Origin of the sequence: Pantoea sp. EKM101V (assembly GCF_011800325.1) — a bacterium.
GTDB classification, from domain to species: Bacteria; Pseudomonadota; Gammaproteobacteria; order Enterobacterales; family Enterobacteriaceae; genus Pantoea; species Pantoea anthophila.
In genome coordinates this window covers 217,454-237,314 of sequence record NZ_JAALFP010000001.1, presented here as the reverse complement: position 1 = coordinate 237,314, position 19,861 = coordinate 217,454, and the positions used below count along the sequence as shown (strand labels likewise).

Below are 19,861 nucleotides of genomic sequence, written 5' to 3'. Positions count from 1 at the left end.
CATCGCTATGAATATATTCGATCACTATCGTCAGCGTTATGAAGCTGCCAAGGACGAAGAGTTCACACTGCAGGAATTTCTTGCCATCTGTAAGCAGGATCGCAGTGCATACGCCAACGCTGCAGAACGACTGTTAATGGCTATCGGAGAGCCGGTAATGGTCGACACTGCTCAGGAGCCACGCCTTTCCAGAATATTCTCCAATCGTGTGATGGGACGCTATCCGGCGTTTGAGGAGTTCTACGGTATGGAGGAGGCGATTGAACAGATTGTCTCTTACCTGAAACATGCCGCCCAGGGACTGGAAGAGAAGAAACAGATTCTCTATCTGCTCGGCCCGGTCGGTGGCGGTAAATCGTCACTGGCGGAACGACTCAAATCGCTGATGCAGCGGGTGCCCATCTATGTGCTGAGCGCCGACGGCGAGCGCAGTCCGGTGAACGATCACCCTCTCTGCCTGTTTAACCCGCAGGAAGATGCGCACATTCTTGAGAAAGAGTATGGCGTTCCGCGTCGTTACCTAGGTACCATCATGTCGCCGTGGGCCGCTAAACGGCTGCACGATTTCGGTGGCGATATCTCCCGCTTTAAGGTGGTAAAAGTCTGGCCATCCATTCTGGAACAGCTGGCCATCGCGAAAACCGAACCGGGTGATGAGAACAACCAGGATATCTCCGCACTGGTGGGTAAAGTGGACATCCGTAAACTGGAGAACCACGCGCAGAACGATCCGGATGCTTATGGCTATTCCGGTGCCCTCTGCCGCGCCAACCAAGGGATTATGGAGTTCGTAGAGATGTTTAAAGCGCCGATCAAGGTGCTGCATCCGTTACTGACCGCCACCCAGGAGGGGAACTACAACGGCACCGAAGGAATTTCGGCGCTGCCCTTCAACGGCATCATCCTGGCGCACTCCAACGAATCCGAATGGGTCACCTTCCGCAACAACAAAAACAACGAGGCGTTCCTTGACCGTGTCTACATCGTTAAGGTGCCTTACTGCCTGCGCGTCTCTGAAGAGATCAAGATTTATGACAAGCTGCTGAACCACAGTGAGCTGGCTACCTCGCCCTGTGCGCCCGGAACGCTGGAAACGCTGGCCCGCTTCTCCATCCTGTCGCGTCTGAAAGATCCGGAGAACTCCAGCATCTACTCCAAAATGCGGGTCTATGATGGTGAAAGCCTGAAAGATACCGACCCGAAAGCGAAGTCGTGGCAGGAGTATCACGATTACGCCGGTGTGGATGAGGGAATGAACGGCCTGTCGACCCGCTTTGCCTTTAAGATTCTGTCGCGGGTGTTTAACTTTGACCACACAGAAGTGGCGGCTAACCCGGTCCATCTCTTCTATGTGCTGGAGCAGCAGATTGAACGTGAGCAGTTCCCGCAGGATCAGGCTGAGAAGTACCTTGAGCACCTCAAAGGCTACCTGATTCCTAAGTATGCTGAGTTCATCGGCAAGGAGATTCAGACCGCCTATCTGGAATCCTACTCTGAATATGGTCAGAACATCTTTGACCGCTACGTTACTTACGCCGACTTCTGGATTCAGGATCAGGAGTACCGCGATCCCGATACCGGACAGTTGTTCGATCGTGAATCGCTCAACGCGGAGCTGGAGAAGATTGAGAAGCCCGCCGGTATCAGTAACCCGAAAGATTTCCGTAATGAGATCGTGAACTTCGTGCTGCGTGCCAGGGCACACAATAACGGTCGTAATCCGAACTGGACCAGTTACGAGAAATTACGCACCGTCATCGAGAAAAAGATGTTCTCGAACACGGAAGAGTTACTGCCGGTCATCTCGTTCAACACCAAGACCTCTACCGATGAGCAGAAAAAGCATGATGATTTTGTCGATCGCATGATGGAAAAAGGCTATACCCGCAAACAGGTTCGCCTGCTCTGTGAGTGGTATCTGCGAGTGCGCAAGTCGTCCTGATAAGAGTCTGTAAGCATGCCGGGATGTCAGACCGGCACCACAGGTCGGGTTCGCCCGGCCTGCTTACAATGCAGTTTGGGGGAATACCATGGCCTATTTCATCGATCGCCGGCTGAACGGCAAGAACAAGAGCGCGGTCAACCGCCAGCGCTTCTTGCGCCGTTACAAGTCACAAATCAAGCAGTCGATCTCCGAGGCCATCAATAAACGCTCGGTGACCGACGTCAGCAGCGGTGAGTCTGTCTCAATCCCGATTGACGACATCAATGAGCCGATCTTCCATCAGGGACGGGGCGGTAATCGCCATCGGGTCCATCCGGGTAACGACCATTTTGTGCAGAATGACCGCATCGAACGGCCCCAGGGGGGTGGTGGCGGTGGCGGCAGTGGTCAGGGCAATGCCAGTCAGGATGGTGAAGGTCAGGATGAGTTTGTCTTTCAGATCTCGAAAGATGAGTATCTCGACCTGCTGTTCGAAGACCTCGCCCTGCCTAACCTGCGCCGCAACCAGCATCGTCAGCTGAACGAGTATAAGACCCACCGGGCGGGTTTTACCTCTAACGGCGTACCCGCCAATATCAGCGTGGTGCGCTCGCTGCAGAACTCGCTGGCGCGGCGTACGGCGATGACGGCGGGCAAACGCCGGATGCTGCACGAACTGGAAGAGACGCTTCTGCAGGTGGAGAACACCGAACCGGCACAGCTGCTGGAGGAGGAGCGGCTGCGCAAAGAGATTGCCGAATTGCGGGCCCGCATTGAGCGGGTTCCCTTTATCGACACCTTCGACCTGCGCTACAAAAACTTTGAGAAGCGCCCGGAGCCCTCCAGCCAGGCGGTGATGTTCTGTCTGATGGATGTCTCCGGCTCCATGGATCAGGCGACCAAGGATATGGCGAAACGCTTCTATATCCTGCTCTACCTGTTCCTGAGCCGCACCTACAAGAACGTCGATGTGGTCTACATCCGTCACCACACCCAGGCGAAAGAGGTGGATGAGCAGGAGTTCTTCTACTCGCAGGAGACGGGCGGAACCATCGTCTCCAGTGCGCTGAAACTGATGGATGAGGTGGTGAAGGATCGCTATGACCCGGCGCAGTGGAACATCTATGCGGCGCAGGCGTCCGATGGCGATAACTGGGCCGACGATTCGCCCCTCTGTCATGAGATTCTGGCGAAGCACATTCTGCCGGTGGTGCGCTATTACAGCTATATCGAAATCACCCGCCGTGCCCATCAGACGCTGTGGCGCGAATATGAGCATCTGCAGGCGATGTTCGACAACTTTGCGATTGAGCACATCCGTGAACCGGAAGATATCTACCCGGTGTTTCGTTCTCTGTTTCACAAACAGGCCACGGAAGCCTGATTCGCAGACATTGCAGAGTGACGCTCTTTTTTACACGAAGCCGGTTAACCACCGGCTTTTTTATCAGCTGAATAACCTGTTAAAACAACCTGTTTTCCTCCCCTTGCCTGCCAACCCCCTCATTCTTCACATTAATCTGATTCCGTATACGTTTAAGCAATTCGTATAATGTGCATTTTCACAATGACAACTCCTTGATAAACCATTATCTTTCAGAGATAGCATGGATATTTATCACCGCTTGGGCATCGCACCGTCATATCTCAGGAGACCGGGTTTGAACCACACTATCGTCTACAGTCTGTTTATCATCGGTTCCGTGCTGGTCGCATCGAGCATTCTGCTCAGCTCTTTCTCATCCAGGCTGGGCATTCCTATTCTGGTCATCTTCCTTGCGCTGGGTATGCTGACCGGGGTCGATGGTATCGGAGGCATCGCCTTTGATAACTATCCGGCGGCCTATCTGATTTCCAACCTGGCGCTGGCCATTATCCTGCTGGATGGTGGCATGCGCACCAAAGCCAGTTCGTTTAAGGTCGCGCTGGGACCCGCGCTGTCGCTGGCTACCATCGGCGTGATGATCACCGCCGGCTTAACCGGTGTGGTTGCCGCCTGGTTGTTTAAGCTGGATATGATGCAGGGATTCCTGATTGGCGCGATTATCGGCTCCACGGATGCCGCCGCGGTCTTCTCCCTGCTGGGTGATAAGGGCCTGAACGAGCGCGTCAGCTCGACACTGGAAATCGAGTCAGGCAGCAACGACCCGATGGCGGTGTTTCTGACCATCACCCTGATTGAGATGATCGAACAGGGCCGCAGCGGGCTTGACTGGATGTTTCTGGTGCACCTGGTGCAGCAGTTCGGCCTGGGGATCGTGCTGGGCCTGGGCGGCGGCTGGGCGCTGCAGCAGCTGATTAACCGCATCAGCCTGGCGGGTGGCCTCTATCCGCTGCTGGCGCTGAGTGGCGGCATTCTGGTGTTCGCGCTGACCACCGTGCTGGAGGGCAGCGGCATCCTGGCGGTCTATCTGTGCGGCTTTTTACTCGGCAACAGTCCGATTCGCAACCGCCACGGTATTCTGCAGACCTTTGATGGTATGGCGTGGCTGAGCCAGATAGGCATGTTCATTGTGCTGGGGCTGCTGGTCACCCCTTCCGACTTGTGGCACATCGCCGTGCCGGCGATGATCCTCTCACTGTGGCTGATTCTGGTGGCGCGCCCCCTGTCGGTGTTTGTTGGCCTGCTGCCGTTCCGCAGTTTTACCACCCGTGAACGCTTCTTTATCAGCTGGGTCGGGTTACGCGGAGCGGTGCCGATTATCCTGGCGGTGTTCCCGATGATGGCCGGATTAGAAAACGCCTCACTCTATTTCAACATCGCCTTCTTTGTGGTGCTGGTCTCGCTGATGTTGCAGGGAACCTCGCTGGGCTTTGCGGCAAAAAAAGCGAAGGTGGTGGTGCCGCCGACGGCCTCCCCCATCAGCCGTATCGGTCTGGATATCCATCCGGAGAATCCGTGGGAGCAGTTTGTTTATCAGCTCAGCGCCGACAAGTGGTGTATCGGGGCTGCGCTGCGCGATCTGAAGATGCCGCGTGAGACACGCATCGCCGCCCTGTTTCGTGACAATGTGCTGATGCATCCCAACGGCGGGACACGCCTCAGAGAGAACGATGTGATCTGCGTGATTGGCCGTGAGCGCGACCTGCCAGCCCTGGGCAAAATGTTCAGTCAGTCGCCGCCAGTTTCGCTCGACCAGCGGTTCTTTGGTGACTTTATTCTGGATGCAGAAGCACGCCTGCGCGACGTCGCGCAGATCTACGGACTGGAACTGGATGAGAGCACCAACGATCAGCAGTCGCTGGGACAGCTGATGCTGGGCATGCTGGGTGGCGCGCCGGTGGTCGGGGATCAGGTTGAATGGAATGAGCTGACCTGGACCGTGGCGGAAAAAGAGGATAATCGTATCGTGAAAATTGGTGTCCGGCCGGCAGAAGAGAAGGAATAATCCTAATCATTCAGCCACGTTATTTTCTGTTGATACGCTAAGCTTACAGCTCTGTGCCAGAAAAAACGGGAGAAATGAATGGGACACGTGGTTAAAATTGGTCGTTATGAGATTGTTGATGCCGATCTTGACGGTGAGCACCCTGACACCGTCAGCATTCCCTGTCACACCAATCCCGGCTTAATTACCCAACTCGACGGCTGGGATCGCGATACCAGCGTACCGGCGTGGATTGATGGAAAACCGGTGGATCTGCAGATTGGTCATTATGATAAAGAGCAGGACCGCTGGATTTTAAAAAGACCCGCCTGATGCCTTATCACTACCGCCAGTCGCGAGATTTGGCGGTAATTCCTAAAAAGCGTCTTAAACAGTTTAGTTATAACTGCACCCCTGCTTATTTTATCCTTATATTACATGGCGTTAGCCGTTTAAAACTTTAATCACTTTTGTTGTTTTCAGATTTTTTCCGTATTAACGCCGTCAAATATCTCCTGCATACTCATTCTCAATGCTGCAACATTTCGTGAGTACCATCACGCTTTAATCTTCATCTTTTTTGCAGCTGTACTGGCTTTACTGACTGCAACAGACTGAAAATTATTTTTTAATTTTTCGGTGGCTCACTCCTGAGCGCGTCCCTGATTCTGGTCAGGCCATCTTTTACTTAAGAAAGAGAGCAGGTTTTATGGCAAGTACATTGATAATGAATAGCCCGAGCCGCTCATGGAGCGGCACGCGTAAAAATATCATCGTGAAATTCGCCCTGAGCTTTTCCGATCTGATTGCACTCAACCTCGCATTATTTTTATCCGCCGCAACCATACAGGGTATTTGGGGCGAGCTGGATACGTTTATTCCCCCGCATCAGATTGAATACCGTTTTGTGGCGCAGTTTATTATGTCCGTGATGTGCACCGGCTGGTTCTGGGTTCGTCTGCGTCACTACACCTATCGCAAACCCTTCTGGTTCGAGCTGAAGGAGATTGTGAAAACGCTGTTTGTTTTCTCACTGCTCGACCTCGCGCTGATCGCGTTTTCGAAATGGGACTTCTCCCGCATGGTGTGGGTTTTCAGCTGGACATATGCCCTGCTGCTGCTGCCGCTGATGCGAACGCTGGTCAAACGCGCCATTAACCGGGCGGGCCAGTGGCAGAAAGAGACCATCATCATCGGCTCCGGCCGCAACGCTACCGAAGCCTATGCCGCCCTGCAGAGTGAGGAGATCCTGGGCTACAACGTACAGGCCTTTATCTCTGTCGACGATGAGCCCTCTCAGCAGAGCGTCAATGGCGTGCCAGTGATCACCTGGAAAGACATTAACTGGCAGACCATTGACCGCGACAACGTGCAGTTTATTGTGGCCATGGAGTATGAGCAGCAGCCGATGCGTGACCGCTGGCTGAAATTCCTGTCGAAGATGAACTGCCGTTCGGTTTCCGTGATCCCGACGCTGCGCGGCGTGCCGCTCTACGGCACCGACATGTCCTTTATCTTCAGTCATGAAGTGATGATCCTGCGTGTCAGCAACAACCTGGCGAAGCACTCTTCGCGCTTCCTGAAGCGGACCTTTGATATTGTCGTCGCCTCCATGCTGCTGCTGTTCCTCGGCCCGATCTTCGCCCTGCTCTGCTTTATGGTGAAGCGCGATGGCGGCAATGCGATTTATGGGCATGAGCGTGTGGGTCAGGATGGCAAAAAATTCAAATGTCTGAAATTCCGTTCCATGGTGACCAACTCTAAAGAGGTGCTGGAGAAGCTGCTGGCGACCAGTGAAGAAGCCCGAATGGAGTGGGACAAAGATTTCAAACTGAAGAATGACCCGCGCATTACCCGTATCGGTGGCTTCCTGCGTAAAACCAGCCTCGACGAGTTACCGCAGCTGTGGAACGTGATCCGCGGTGAGATGAGCCTGGTCGGCCCGCGCCCGGTGATTGAGGCGGAGCTGGAGCGTTACGCCGGCGATGTAGATTACTACCTGATGGCCAAGCCCGGCATGACCGGCCTGTGGCAGGTCAGCGGACGCAACGATATCGACTACGATACCCGCGTCTACTTTGACTCCTGGTATGTGAAAAACTGGGCACTCTGGACCGATATTGCCATTCTGTTTAAAACCGCAGGCGTCGTGTTACGTCGCGACGGCGCTTACTGAGTTAAAGCCGCGATGCCTGTAAAAAGCAGGCATCGCACTTTCCGCACAGCTTACGCTTTCTTTTTCCCCTCTGAATCATTACCCTCTTCGGCTCGTTTTTTAACAGAACGTTTACCCTCTGGTTGTTATGCAAAAATTTACTTTATTGTTATTGAGCCTGGTGCTGCTGGCACCCTTAGGCATCGACCTCTATTTGCCCACGCTGCCGCAGATTGCTGAAGGGCTGAATACCCCGGTCAGTCTGGTGCAGACCACCATTCCTCTCTTTCTGCTGGTGATGGGGCTGGGGCAACTGGTGACCGGGCCGCTGGTGGACAATTATGGCCGAAAGCCCATCGCCCTGCTGGGGCTGGCGCTCTACATCGCCGGCAGCGTGATTGCCGCCACCGCCACCTCCTTCCCGCTGTTCGTGATTGCCCGTCTGGTGCAGGGCTGCGGCGTCTGCTGCAGCGCGGTCGTCGCCTTCAGCGGCGTGCGTGACCGCCTCAGTGGCGATGCCGCCGCCCGCGCTTACGGCTTTCTGAATGGCGCACTGAACATTGTTCCGGCGCTGGCCCCGCTGCTAGGCGGCCTGCTGGCCAGCGCCTTCGGCTGGCGCGCGCCCTTCTGGTTCCTCTGCGCCTATGGTGTGGTGATTACGCTGCTGGTGCTGATCGGCCTGCCCGAGACGCGTCCGGCAGATACCCTGCGGGTAAAAGGCTTACCGGTGAAGCAGTACGCCGCCATCCTGCGTCAGCCACGCTTTCTGGCGTTTGCGTTCGCCAATGCCGGAGCACTGGGCATGGTGCTGACCTACGTATCGCTGGCACCTCAGGTGCTGATGACCGAAGGCGGGCTGACGCCGATCCAGTTCTCCTTTGCTTTTGGCGCAAATGGTTTCTGGATCATGTTTGTCAGCATGTTCGTCAATAAAGCGATTCGCAAGGCTGGGCGGCCTTTCTGCCTGGCGATGGGATTCTTCACCATGCTGCTGGGCGCGGTGCTGCTGGTTGCCGGGATGCAGATCTTCCCGGCGGCGATGCAGACGCACTGGGCGCTCTACATGTTCCCGGTGGCGGTTTCTGTTGCCGGTCTGGCCTTCACCGTCGGCCCGGCCACCAGCTATGCGCTGGAGCCTTACCAGCAGCAGGCCGGTGTGGCGTCGGCGTTACAGGGATTTATTCAGATGGCGGGCGGTGCCGCAGGCAGCCTGATTATTGTCACACTGCCGGTGGCGGAGAAGCTGTCACTGAGTCTGATGATGCTGATGGGTGCAGCGCTGGCCTTTATCGCCTGGCGCTGCAGCAGAAAAATGCGCGGCAGTCTGACCGCGCTTAGCTGAGAGTGACCGGAACGCGGGGTGCCAGCGCGCACATCAGCTCGTACCCTACCGTTCCGGCTGCTTTCGCCACCTGATCGATTTTCACCTGCTCGCCCCACAGCTCAACCGCTGAGCCGATTCCCGCCTGGGGACAGGGGGTCAAATCCACCGTGATCATATCCATCGACACCGCGCCGACGACCTGGGTCATCACGCCGTCAACGCAGACGGGGGTGCCGGTCGGGGCATGCCGTGGATAGCCGTCGGCATAACCACAGGCGACCACGCCAATCCGCTGCGCGGCGCTGGCATGATAGCGGTAGCCGTAGCCGACCCCGTCGCCCGCCTGCAGCTGCTGCACGGCGATGATCTCACTGCTTAACGTCATCACCGGTTTCAGGCCGCTGCCCGCGATATCCTGCCAGTCGCCGCTGGGTGACGCACCATAGAGCACGATACCCGGGCGAACCCAGTCGAAATGCGCTTCGGGATGCCACAGCGTACAGGCGGAGTTGGAGAGCGACCGCGGACAGTTGAGTCCTTCTGCCGCCTGCTCAATGCGCTGCATGGGCGCAATCAGTCCCTCGGGGTTTTCGGCGTCGGCAAAATGCGCCATCAGCGTCATCTCGCCCGTGTTGCTCAGCGCACGCAGGCTCTGCCAGGCCCCGCTGACCTGCTCCGGGCGAAAACCGAGCCGGTTCATCCCGCTGTTGACCTTAAGATAGATATCCACCGGCGCTGAGAGTCTGGCGTTCGCCAGCGCTTTAATCTGCCAGTTACTGTGAACGCTGGTGGTCAGGCGATAGCGGTCGATCAGCTGCAAATCTTCCGGCCTGAAAAAGCCTTCCAGCAGCAGAATCGGTTTGTTCCAGCCGCGCTCACGCAGCAGGATCGCCTCTTCCATATTGAGCAGCGCGAAGCCATCGGTGTCAGACAGCGGCTCGCGTACCCGATCGATACCGTGGCCGTAAGCATTGGCTTTAACCACTGACCAGACGCGGGATGCGGGGGCGGCCTGGCGCACGATAGCCAGGTTATGACGTAACGCCTCCGGGTTGATGGTCGCGACAATCGGACGTGACATCCTCTCTCTCCCTGAATACTTAACGAGTTGCGCTGGCGTTACGCAGCGGCGATGAGGTCGCCGCGAAACCAGGTAAGTAGCGGAATACCGCTAAGTCATCCGCCGCAATCGCCGGCGTTTTACCGGAGATCAGATCGGCCAGTAACTGCCCTGAACCACACGCCATCGTCCAGCCCAGCGTTCCGTGACCGGTGTTGAGCCAGAGATTAGAGATGGGGGTGGCGCCGACAATTGGCGTACCGTCTGGCGTCATCGGACGTAAACCGGTCCAGAAACTCGCCTGTGCAAGATGACCGCCTTCAGGATAGAGATCACTGACCACCATCTCCAGCGTTTCCCGCCGCGCTTCGGTCAGTTTGGTGTTAAAACCAACAATCTCTGCCATCCCGCCAACGCGGATGCGATCGTCAAACCGGGTCACCGCCACTTTATAGGTTTCATCGAGGATGGTGGAAACCGGTGCGGCGTCGGGATTTTTGATTGGAATGGTGAGTGAATAACCCTTGAGCGGATAAACCGGGATGCTCAGAACGTTCTTCAGCAGCGCCGTCGAGTAAGAGCCAAAGGCCACCACATAGCTGTCTGCTTTGATGATCTCATCACCGCACTTCACGCCATAAATGCGATTTCCATCGCGCAGCAGATGATCGACCGGGGTGTTGAAGCGGAATACCACGCCCGCCTCTTCGGCCATTTTGGCCAGCCGCTGGGTAAAGAGCTGACAGTCGCCAGTTTCATCGTTGGGGAGACGTAATCCGCCGGTGAGTTTATGCCGGGTTGCCGCCAGTGCAGGTTCCACGCGTGACAGCTCATCGGCCTGCAGCAGTTCATAAGGCACCCCCGCGTCACGCAGCACCGCAATATCCTTGCTGGCGCTGTCGAACTGTTGCTGGGTGCGGAACAGCTGCAGCGTTCCGCCCTGACGACCTTCATAGGCGATGCCGGTTTCACTCCGCAGCGCTTTCAGGCAGTCCCGGCTGTATTCGGCAATCCGCACCATGCGGCTTTTATTCTGCTGATAGTGGTTGATGTCGCAGTTGCGCAGCATGTGCCACATCCACTCCAGCTGAAAGCTGCTGCCATCCAGCCGGATAGCCAGCGGCGCGTGGCGCTGGAACATCCACTTCACCGCTTTCAGCGGCACGCCTGGCGCGGCCCAGGGGGCGGCATAACCTGGCGAGATCTGACCGGCATTGCCCGCGCTGGTCTCCATCGCCGCGGCAGGCTGACGATCGATGACGGTGACCTGATGTCCGGCTCGCGCCAGATACCAGGCACTGGCTACGCCGACAACCCCACTTCCAAGAATCACTACGTGCATAGTTTCCCCACCCAACGTCTAAAAGCATAATTCACTGTTCAGAAGATGATAGTCAGCGGATCACCGCAGCGGACACCACCCCGAAATCACAGCATCCATTTCACATCTTTTTCACTTTTCAGGTAACTAAAATCTTGCTGCACGATGAATTTCAGCGCTTTATGCGCCTTATTCCTTAAACGCAGAAATAAATGACAACAAAGACAGTTAAATCTGCGCATGGCAGGAGAATCATTCAACCTCATACATTCCACTTATAAACAGGATTTTATTCCGCAATCGGGCGTATGAGTCGAATTAAAAACGGTTAAATTCCCTGTTGCCTCACACTTAATGATTTTGTGCCAAAGATTTCATTTGAGTTCGCATTTCGGATAGGCGACAGTGGGCTATCATTGTTGTGTTCGCTCAGTTTTTTTCGGGTTCCCTTTTTCAGGATGAAGCCTTAAATAACCAGAACGGGTTGTCTTTCGGGTCAGCCGGTTTGCCACAAAGAGGTGCGCTATGACGACAATCTTTGACGAAGCCATCAGAGACAGCAAACGACTCAATGACGGACCAGACTGGACATTCGAACTGCTTGATGTCTACTTAGCGGAGATCGACCGCGTCGCGAAGCTCTACCGTCTGGATACCTACCCGCACCAAATCGAAGTGATTACCTCTGAACAGATGATGGATGCCTATTCCAGCGTCGGCATGCCAATCAACTATTCACACTGGTCATTCGGCAAAAAGTTTATCGAAACCGAGCAGCGCTATAAGCACGGTCAGCAGGGCCTGGCCTATGAGATTGTCATCAACTCCAATCCCTGCATCGCCTACCTGATGGAAGAGAACACCATGACCATGCAGGCGCTGGTGATGGCACATGCCTGCTATGGTCATAACTCTTTCTTCAAAAATAACTACCTGTTCCGCAGCTGGACGGATGCCGGATCGATTGTCGATTACCTGCTGTTTGCCAAAAACTACATCAGTGACTGCGAAGAGCGCTATGGCGTTGAAGAGGTGGAGCGGCTGCTCGACTCCTGCCACGCCTTAATGAATTATGGCGTGGATCGCTATAAACGCCCGCAGAAGATCTCCCTGCAGGAGGAGAAAGCCCGCCAGAAAAGCCGGGAAGAGTATCTGCAGAGTCAGGTGAACACGCTCTGGCGCACGCTGCCGCGGCGTGAAAAAGAGGCGGTCACGTTCGAAGCCGCACGCTACCCTTCTGAGCCGCAGGAGAACCTGCTCTATTTCATGGAGAAGAATGCGCCGCTGCTGGAGCCGTGGCAGCGTGAGATCCTGCGCATTGTGCGCAAGGTGAGCCAGTATTTCTATCCGCAGAAGCAGACTCAGGTGATGAATGAGGGCTGGGCAACCTTCTGGCACTACACCATCCTTAATCACCTCTATGACGAAGGCAAAGTGTCGGAACGCTTCATGATGGAGTTTCTGCACAGCCATACCAATGTGGTCTATCAGCCGCCCTACAACAGCCAGTGGTATAACGGCATTAACCCCTATGCTCTGGGCTTCGCGATGATGCAGGATATCAAGCGTATCTGTCAGTCCCCTACCGAAGAGGATCGCTACTGGTTCCCGGATATTGCGGGTTCTGACTGGCTGGATACGCTCCATTTTGCGATGCGTGAGTTTAAGGATGAGAGCTTCATCAGCCAGTTCCTGTCGCCGAAGGTGATGCGCGACTTCCGGCTGTTTACCGTGCTGGATGATGACCGCAACAACTATCTCGAAATCGCCGCCATTCACGATGAGGCCGGCTATCGGGCGATTCGCCAGCAGCTCTCCGCCCAGTACAACCTGAGTAATCTCGAACCCAATATTCAGGTTTATAATGTCGATCTGCGAGGTGACCGTTCGCTGACCCTGCGTTATGTGCCGCAGAGCCGCACGCCGCTGGACAAGAGCCGCCGCGAAGTGCTGAAGCACGTGCATCGGCTGTGGGGATTTGATGTGATTCTGGAGCAACAGAATGAGGATGGCAGCGTTGAGCTGCTGGACCGCAACCCGCCGCGAAATACCTCACTCTGACCGCATAAAAAACCGGACGCGATGTCCGGTTTTTTTTATCGTTTATTGCCGAGATCGTCAGGCAGATTCTTCTGCATGCTGTGCCAGATTTCACCGCTGCGGCGACCGTAGTTGCGCACCACCTCCACAATCTCATCCTGTCCCGGCGATGTGTCACACAGCGCCAGCAGCGTCAGATAAAAATCACGCGCCACCTGACGGGCTTCGGGATTTGAGAAGTAGTGACGTCCCACACGGGTGTAGAGCCCTTTCAGGCCGTTAAGGATCAGACCATAAATCGGGTTGCCGGAAGCAAATGCCAGACCGCGGAAGACGCGGTAGTCGAGTTCGGTATAGGCATCCGCCTGGTCGGCCGTCGCATCGACCGTCTCCAGCACCTCACGCGCCTTGTCAGGATGATGACGCAGTGCTCGGCTGATAAAGATGGAAGAGATATTGCTGCGCACTGACAGCAGGTTGTCGATCAGCACCGGCACGCTGTCGTGGTCGAGACGCGCCAGGGTTTCGAGGATATTCAGGCCAGAGGTCTCCCAGAAATCGTTCACCCGGGTCGGTTTACCGTGCTGAATCGTCAGCCAGCCATCACGCGCCAGGCGCTGCAGCACTTCACGCAGGGTCGTACGTGTCACCCCGATCAATTCAGAAAGCTCACGCTCAGCAGGAAGAATCGACCCCGGGGGAAAGCGGCTGTTCCAGATGCTTTCAATAATGTACTCTTCAGCAAATCCCGCTGGACTCTGCGCCTTTATAACCATAGCAATGTGTTCTCGTTGCTTTTCTAATCGTGATGGGCACTCATCATACCAGACGCCCTATAGCGGATATAGCCTGCGCAACCATTAAAACCGGGCGCAGCGCATATTTCAGGTTGCCTCTCCGGTGCTCCTGGGGGCTAACGGAGTAAAGTTGATTGCGCAGCAAAATGCCAGACGCCCCATAATCGCAAAACACGCGGCTTATTTTCACATAACCTGTTCTGGATCAGTCTGAGGTCATGTCCGGATACGATTTTTCCCTGGCCCGGGCTGGTTTGCCCCCGCTTTTGGTTTACACTGCGTGGCATTAACGTTTACAGGGAATGCAATATGTTGCGATATCTGAATCACTGTTCCCGGGGCCGCGGAGCCTGGTTATTACTGGCACTGACTGCGCTGGCGCTGGAGCTCACGGCATTATGGTTTCAGCATGTGATGGGCCTGAAGCCCTGCGTCATGTGTATCTACGAGCGCAACGCGCTGTTTGGTGTGATGGCCGCGGGTCTGGTCGGCGCGATTGCGCCAAAATCGCCGTTGCGTCTGGCGGCGCTGGCGTTATGGATCTACAGTGCCTGGGAAGGTCTGCGTCTCTCCTGGGAACACACCATGATTCAGCTGCACCCTAACCCCTTTACCACCTGTGATTTTGCCGCCCGCTTCCCCAGCGGTCTGCCGCTGGATAAGTGGCTGCCGTCGGTGTTTCTCGCCAGCGGTGACTGCGCCGAGCGCAGCTGGACCTTTCTGACGCTCAGTATGCCGCAATGGATGATTGGGGTATTTGCCGCTTATCTGCTGGTGGCGGTGCTGGTGCTGATTGCCCAGCCTTTTAAAGCAAAACGGCGCGACCTGTTTGGTCGCTGAACAGAAAAAAGGCTGCCCGTGGCAGCCTTTTTTACATCCTGTCCGGGACAGCGGCACTCAGCCGTTGCGATCGGGCCGATCGATGATGTGATCTTCCCAGTCCCGCACTTCACTCTCGCGAACCGCAATGTAGCGCACCGAAATACGCTGTGCGTGCATCTGCGCTTTCGAACCGGCGCGCAGCGGATGCCAGGCCGGTAAGCCCTTGCCCTCGCCCAGCAACCGGTAGGCGCAGGTGCGCGGCAGCCAGTTGAAGGTGGTCAGGTTTTCACGCGTCAGCTTGATGCAATCCTCTTCTAACTCGAAGCGGCGCTCATAGTTGCGGCACTGGCAGGTTTTGATATTGAGCTGGTTGCAGGCGACGTTAGTGAAATAGATCTCATCGGTGTCGGCGTCCTGCAACTTGTTCAGGCAGCACTGGCCGCATCCATCACATAAGGATTCCCATTCCTCATCGCTCATTTGTGCCAGGCGTTTATGTTGCCAGAAAGGGGTGTCAGTCATGATGATTGTCCGCAGTGTGCCTAAACCGCACCTTATAAAGCCTATGCGGTGGTGATGCAAGTCTTTAGAGCACGCGCGTGCTGATCCCACGCCCCGCCAGCGAGACTTCGAGCTGATCGCCTGCGCGCATCGGACCCACTCCTTCCGGCGTACCGGTCAGAATCACATCGCCGGCGCGCAGGGTGAAGTAGCGACTCATATGGGCAATCAGCGGCAGAATTTTATGAATCATATCTGCCGTGCTGCCCTGCTGACGCACTTCACCATTCACCAGCAGCTTAAGCTCAACATTCTGCGGGTCGTCACTGAACTCCGCGACCGGGATAAAACCGGAGATGGGGCAGGCATTGTCGAAGCCTTTCGATTTTTCCCACGGCTGGCCCGCTTTTTTCAGCCCGGCCTGCAGGTCACGCAGCGTCAGATCCAGCGCCACACCATAGCCTGCAATGGCCTTCGCCACATGCTCTTCGGTTGCCTGTTTCAGGGTTGCGCCAATCAGCACGGCCAGTTCAACTTCATGGTGCACTTCGCCAAACGCATCTGGGATAGAGAGCGGCTGACGCAGATCACAGAGCGCCGTTTCCGGCTTGATGAAGATCACCGGTTCTGTTGGGGTGGCGCTCCCCATCTCTTTGATGTGTTTTGCGTAGTTACTGCCGACGCAAACCACTTTGCTGACCGGAAAATCTAACAGAGCGCCTTGCCAGTTACGATGCTGATACATGCTCATCCCCTGTTCAGGTTAGGTGTGATGCCAGCACTGCTGGCGGGTTGATGTTTGCTTTTGCGCTGGTCGATCTGCCAGCCTCATGGCGAGATAATAAGATCCTTTTAACGGTCAGGGGTGCGGAATTTGTCAAAAAGCGTAAACAGCACCGCCGAAGTGCTGAATAATCGTACAAATAAGGACAAAAAGCCGGGCAGGAAATTTAATGAGAGTGAAAACAGATAAGCTGCGCCGTTAATTCTGCGCAGCCTCAGAGCAATATTATCCTGACAAAATCGCGACGGCAGGATTTATATTTACAGAAGAATCCGAGTTAAACTTTTTTATCGGCCTCTAAATGAATTTTCAGCAGACTTTCGATCGGCGGTGGAATCTGCAAATAATAGCCCTGCTCGCTCAATCCCTGCTTAACTTTATTGATATCCGCATTTGCCAGCCTGTCGCGCCCCGCCAGCTTTAGCACCATCGCCAGCTGCGGCTTGCCAAACCCTTTCAGCAATTCCTCCGGCACGCGGGAGAAATCGTCCTTTTTTTCAACATAGAGATAAGTCTGGTCACGTAACGGGCTTCTGTAGATCACACAAAACATATTTTTTACTCGAATTAACCGGGGTTGAGGCTTGTCTGAATATAGCTGTAACTATAACATGCTTGCAGAACTTCGAATATTCACCGTTAGCGCTTCAGTGACGATTTTATCATCGCCTGGCTGACGGTAGTGAAAACAGGACTGAGTCGGGACAGATGTCGCAAACGCCAATCGAATTCAAAGGTAGCAGTTTCACCCTGTCTGTCGTCCATTTGCATCACCATGACCCGGCGGTGATTCGCAAGGCACTTCAGGACAAGATTGACCAGGCTCCGGACTTCCTGAAAAACGCCCCGGTGGTGCTTAACGTTGCCACCCTGAGTGCCGATGTTAACTGGAAGCAGTTGCAGCAGGCGATTCTTGCCACCGGCTTACGCATTGTTGGCGTAAGCGGCTGCAAGGATGAGGCGCTGAAACGCATGATCGCCCGTGCCGGTTTGCCGGTACTGGCAGAGGGTAAAGAGGCCAGGCCGCAGGTGCAAGCCCCTGCCCCTGCCGCTGTGCCTGAACCGCAGTCGGTGGCCGCGGAAGCGGTGGCCGCGAAAACCCGCATCGTGAACACCCCGGTGCGCTCAGGCCAGCAGATTTATGCACGTGATGCCGATTTGATCATCACCAGCAGCGTCAGCGCCGGTGCCGAACTGGTTGCTGATGGCAATATTCACATTTACGGCATGATGCGCGGTCGCGCCCTGGCGGGTGCCAGCGGTGACCGCAACTGCCAGATATTCTGTACTAACCTGGCCGCAGAGCTGGTTTCGATTGCCGGGGAGTACTGGATCATGGATCAGATCCCGCAAGAATTTTTTGGTAAAGCTGCGCGCCTGTGCCTGCAGGATGGCGCGCTGACTATCCAGACACTTAATTAGGCCCCTTTTCTTTTGTTAAGGAAATCAACATTTATGGCACGCATTATTGTAGTTACATCCGGTAAAGGGGGCGTTGGTAAGACCACGTCAAGCGCGGCCATCGCCACCGGTTTAGCGCAGAAAGGCAAGAAAACGGTCGTGATCGACTTCGATATCGGTCTGCGTAATCTGGATTTGATCATGGGCTGTGAGCGCCGTGTGGTCTACGATTTCGTCAACGTCATTCAGGGCGATGCCACCCTGAACCAGGCGCTTATCCGCGACAAACGCACCGAGCAGCTCTACATTCTGCCTGCGTCACAGACCCGCGACAAAGATGCGCTGACCCGTGAAGGCGTTGAAAAAGTCCTGAACGATCTGGCCGCGATGGAGTTCGATTTCATCGTCTGCGACTCACCGGCAGGGATTGAAACCGGCGCCCTGATGGCGCTCTACTTTGCCGATGAAGCCATCATCACCACCAACCCGGAAGTCTCTTCAGTCCGTGACTCCGACCGTATTCTCGGTATCATCTCCTCTAAATCCCGTCGCGCAGAAAACAGTCAGGAGCCGGTAAAAGAGCACCTGCTGCTGACCCGCTACAACCCGGGTCGCGTCAGCCGTGGCGATATGCTGAGCATGGAAGATGTGCTGGAAATCCTGCGAATTCCTCTGGTCGGCGTCATTCCGGAAGATCAGTCGGTATTACGTGCCTCCAACCAGGGCGAACCGGTGATCCTGGACGGTGAATCTGATGCTGGCAAAGCCTATGCCGATACCGTTGAACGGTTGCTCGGTGAAGTACGCCCCTTCCGCTTTATTGAAGAAGAGAAGAAGGGTTTCCTGAAACGCCTGTTCGGGGGATAAACCATGGCATTACTTGATTTCTTTTTATCCCGGAAGAAGAACACTGCCAACATAGCCAAGGAAAGGCTGCAGATTATCGTGGCAGAACGGAGAAGGGGCGACAGTGAGCCCCACTATCTTCCGCAACTTAAGCGCGACATTCTGGAAGTGATTTGCAAATATGTGAAGATCGATCCAGAGATGGTCACGGTACAGCTCGATCAGAAAGGTGATGATATCTCGATTCTGGAGCTGAACGTGACGCTTCCGGAGACGGAAGACGCGACTAAATGATTCTGACCGCCGCCTGAATTTCCCCTGCGCAGTGGCAGGGGAAATTTATCCGGTCAGCAACCCGCCAGGATCTCATCAATGCCGGGTTTCAGCAGTTCGCCCCGCCATCCGGTCAGTAACTCCGGTGGACGCCCCTGCGGCTTAATGCCCCAGTGCTGACTCAGCACCTGATTAATCTGACGGCGTGACGCCAGCAACTCCTGACTGAAGCCACTCTGCTCACTGACCTGCTGCACCAGCGCCTTCATCGCTTTGAAGACCGATTTGTAATTCGGATGTTCGATCAGATTTCCCAGCGGAGCCGGTAATTCCCTCTCCTCCAGTGCCGCCGCTTCCGCCACCAGCGCGACCAGCGTTTTGCCGTGAAAACGAATTTCGTGTCCTGACAGCCCCAGATGATCGAGTTCACCCAGCGAGCCCGGCATAAAGCGCGCCACCTTCCACAGGTTTTCTTCACGCACCACAAAGTTAACCGCCATATCCTTTTCACGCGCCAACGTCAGACGCCAGGCCGCCAGGCGCTGCAGCGCCGCCAGCTGACGCGGACGCAGTTGCCAGGCGTTGGTGATATCGCGCCAGGCCTCTTCCGGGGCCAGACTATCCAGACGGCGCTGACAGAGGTTATCGCACTCGCTGAGTGCGGCGGCCATGTTGCCCGCCTCTTCCGTATTGACCATCAGCTGACGGGCAATCGGCAGCAGGTAGTGAACGTCGGCTGCCGCATAGACACACTGGCGTTCCGTCAGGGGACGGGCTAACCAGTCGGTGCGTGATTCGCTTTTATCGAGTTCAACCTGGGTGAAGTGCGCCACCATCGCAGCGAAGCCCCAGGAGAGCGGCTGGCCGGAGAAGGCCGCCAGAATCTGGGTGTCGATCATCGGTGTCGGCAGCACGCCAAAACGGTGCAGGAACACCTCCAGATCTTCGCCGCCCGCATGCAGGAATTTGGTCACGGCGGTGTCGGTCAGCAGCGCCACAAAGGGTGACCAGTCGCGGATGTTGAGCGGGTCTATCAGCACCAGTTGTTCGTCGTCATACAGCTGGATCAGGCCAAGCTGAGGGTAATACGTGCGGGTGCGCACAAACTCGGTATCCAGTGCCACCGCCGCGTGCTGGCGCGCTTTCTGGCACACGTCTGCCAGTTGATCATCCTGGTCGATAAGGGAATAGTTCACGTCTGATTTCCACCGCAGCAGACTCCGCGCGGCGCTCCATGTTAAAAAC

At 55.6% G+C, this 19,861-nt stretch carries 18 protein-coding genes; 11 read left to right on the top strand and 7 right to left on the bottom strand.

Annotation, left to right across the window (positions count from 1 at the left end; all coding sequences use genetic code 11):
* Positions 1-7: 7 nt before the first annotated feature.
* The 6 genes from yeaG (at position 8) to HFD92_RS01185 (ending at position 8,789) form a co-directional block, all read left to right on the top strand.
* On the top strand, positions 8-1,942 hold the full coding sequence (gene yeaG, locus HFD92_RS01210; protein ID WP_167428138.1) for a protein kinase YeaG: 1,935 nt from the start codon (positions 8-10) through the stop codon (positions 1,940-1,942).
* Positions 1,943-2,030: 88 nt separating this feature from the next.
* The gene (locus HFD92_RS01205; RefSeq protein ID WP_111207572.1) at positions 2,031-3,308 is read left to right on the top strand and encodes a YeaH/YhbH family protein; all 1,278 of its coding nucleotides are present in this window, start codon (positions 2,031-2,033) and stop codon (positions 3,306-3,308) included.
* A 277-nt stretch (positions 3,309-3,585) separates the two neighbouring features.
* Positions 3,586-5,313, top strand: a complete 1,728-nt coding sequence (locus tag HFD92_RS01200) for a potassium/proton antiporter (RefSeq protein WP_009089874.1) — start codon at positions 3,586-3,588, stop codon at positions 5,311-5,313.
* Positions 5,314-5,391: 78 nt separating this feature from the next.
* Entirely contained in the window at positions 5,392-5,625 is a 234-nt protein-coding gene (locus tag HFD92_RS01195; RefSeq protein ID WP_009089872.1) for a DUF1480 family protein, read from the top strand.
* Positions 5,626-6,001: 376 nt separating this feature from the next.
* The gene (gene wbaP, locus HFD92_RS01190) at positions 6,002-7,468 is read left to right on the top strand and encodes an undecaprenyl-phosphate galactose phosphotransferase WbaP (protein ID WP_033736229.1); all 1,467 of its coding nucleotides are present in this window, start codon (positions 6,002-6,004) and stop codon (positions 7,466-7,468) included.
* 127 nt (positions 7,469-7,595) lie between these two features.
* Positions 7,596-8,789 (top strand): multidrug effflux MFS transporter, encoded by a 1,194-nt coding sequence (locus HFD92_RS01185; protein WP_140922926.1) that lies wholly within the window; start codon positions 7,596-7,598, stop codon positions 8,787-8,789.
* On the opposite strand, the gene dadX is transcribed toward HFD92_RS01185, so the two are convergent.
* Complete coding sequence (gene dadX, locus HFD92_RS01180) at positions 8,782-9,852, bottom strand: catabolic alanine racemase DadX (protein ID WP_009089866.1); 1,071 nt, start codon at positions 9,850-9,852, stop codon at positions 8,782-8,784. The two genes, HFD92_RS01185 and dadX, sit on opposite strands and share 8 nt — an antisense overlap.
* Before the next feature lie 19 nt (positions 9,853-9,871).
* A complete protein-coding gene (locus HFD92_RS01175; RefSeq protein WP_009089864.1) occupies positions 9,872-11,173 on the bottom strand; it encodes a D-amino acid dehydrogenase in 1,302 nt (433 codons plus the stop codon).
* A gap of 504 nt (positions 11,174-11,677) precedes the next feature.
* Here HFD92_RS01175 and HFD92_RS01170 point away from each other — a divergent pair.
* Positions 11,678-13,213, top strand: a complete 1,536-nt coding sequence (locus HFD92_RS01170; RefSeq protein WP_009089862.1) for a SpoVR family protein — start codon at positions 11,678-11,680, stop codon at positions 13,211-13,213.
* Positions 13,214-13,248: 35 nt separating this feature from the next.
* On the opposite strand, the gene fadR is transcribed toward HFD92_RS01170, so the two are convergent.
* On the bottom strand, positions 13,249-13,968 hold the full coding sequence (gene fadR / locus HFD92_RS01165; RefSeq protein WP_009089861.1) for a fatty acid metabolism transcriptional regulator FadR: 720 nt from the start codon (positions 13,966-13,968) through the stop codon (positions 13,249-13,251).
* Positions 13,969-14,298: 330 nt separating this feature from the next.
* On the opposite strand from fadR, the gene dsbB reads away from it, so the two are divergent.
* Positions 14,299-14,829 (top strand): disulfide bond formation protein DsbB, encoded by a 531-nt coding sequence (gene dsbB / locus HFD92_RS01160; RefSeq protein ID WP_167428137.1) that lies wholly within the window; start codon positions 14,299-14,301, stop codon positions 14,827-14,829.
* A 57-nt stretch (positions 14,830-14,886) separates the two neighbouring features.
* Here dsbB and HFD92_RS01155 read toward each other — a convergent pair whose 3' ends face one another.
* From HFD92_RS01155 to HFD92_RS01145, 3 genes are all read right to left on the bottom strand, one after another.
* Positions 14,887-15,333 (bottom strand): YcgN family cysteine cluster protein, encoded by a 447-nt coding sequence (locus tag HFD92_RS01155; protein ID WP_009089856.1) that lies wholly within the window; start codon positions 15,331-15,333, stop codon positions 14,887-14,889.
* Between the two features lie 64 nt (positions 15,334-15,397).
* Entirely contained in the window at positions 15,398-16,057 is a 660-nt protein-coding gene (locus HFD92_RS01150; protein WP_009089853.1) for a fumarylacetoacetate hydrolase family protein, read from the bottom strand.
* Between the two features lie 316 nt (positions 16,058-16,373).
* Positions 16,374-16,649: a YcgL domain-containing protein gene (locus HFD92_RS01145; RefSeq protein WP_009089851.1), complete on the bottom strand. Its 276-nt coding sequence runs from the start codon at positions 16,647-16,649 to the stop codon at positions 16,374-16,376.
* A gap of 155 nt (positions 16,650-16,804) precedes the next feature.
* On the opposite strand from HFD92_RS01145, the gene minC reads away from it, so the two are divergent.
* Genes minC through minE form a run of 3 tightly spaced genes read left to right on the top strand, consistent with a single transcriptional unit; the run spans position 16,805 to position 18,637 of the window.
* Positions 16,805-17,518: a septum site-determining protein MinC gene (gene minC / locus HFD92_RS01140; protein WP_167428136.1), complete on the top strand. Its 714-nt coding sequence runs from the start codon at positions 16,805-16,807 to the stop codon at positions 17,516-17,518.
* Between the two features lie 33 nt (positions 17,519-17,551).
* On the top strand, positions 17,552-18,364 hold the full coding sequence (gene minD, locus HFD92_RS01135; protein WP_046101942.1) for a septum site-determining protein MinD: 813 nt from the start codon (positions 17,552-17,554) through the stop codon (positions 18,362-18,364).
* Between the two features lie 3 nt (positions 18,365-18,367).
* Positions 18,368-18,637, top strand: a complete 270-nt coding sequence (gene minE, locus HFD92_RS01130; protein ID WP_009089844.1) for a cell division topological specificity factor MinE — start codon at positions 18,368-18,370, stop codon at positions 18,635-18,637.
* Between the two features lie 53 nt (positions 18,638-18,690).
* Here minE and rnd read toward each other — a convergent pair whose 3' ends face one another.
* Positions 18,691-19,812: a ribonuclease D gene (gene rnd, locus HFD92_RS01125; protein WP_167428135.1), complete on the bottom strand. Its 1,122-nt coding sequence runs from the start codon at positions 19,810-19,812 to the stop codon at positions 18,691-18,693.
* Between the last annotated feature and the right edge of the window lie 49 nt (positions 19,813-19,861).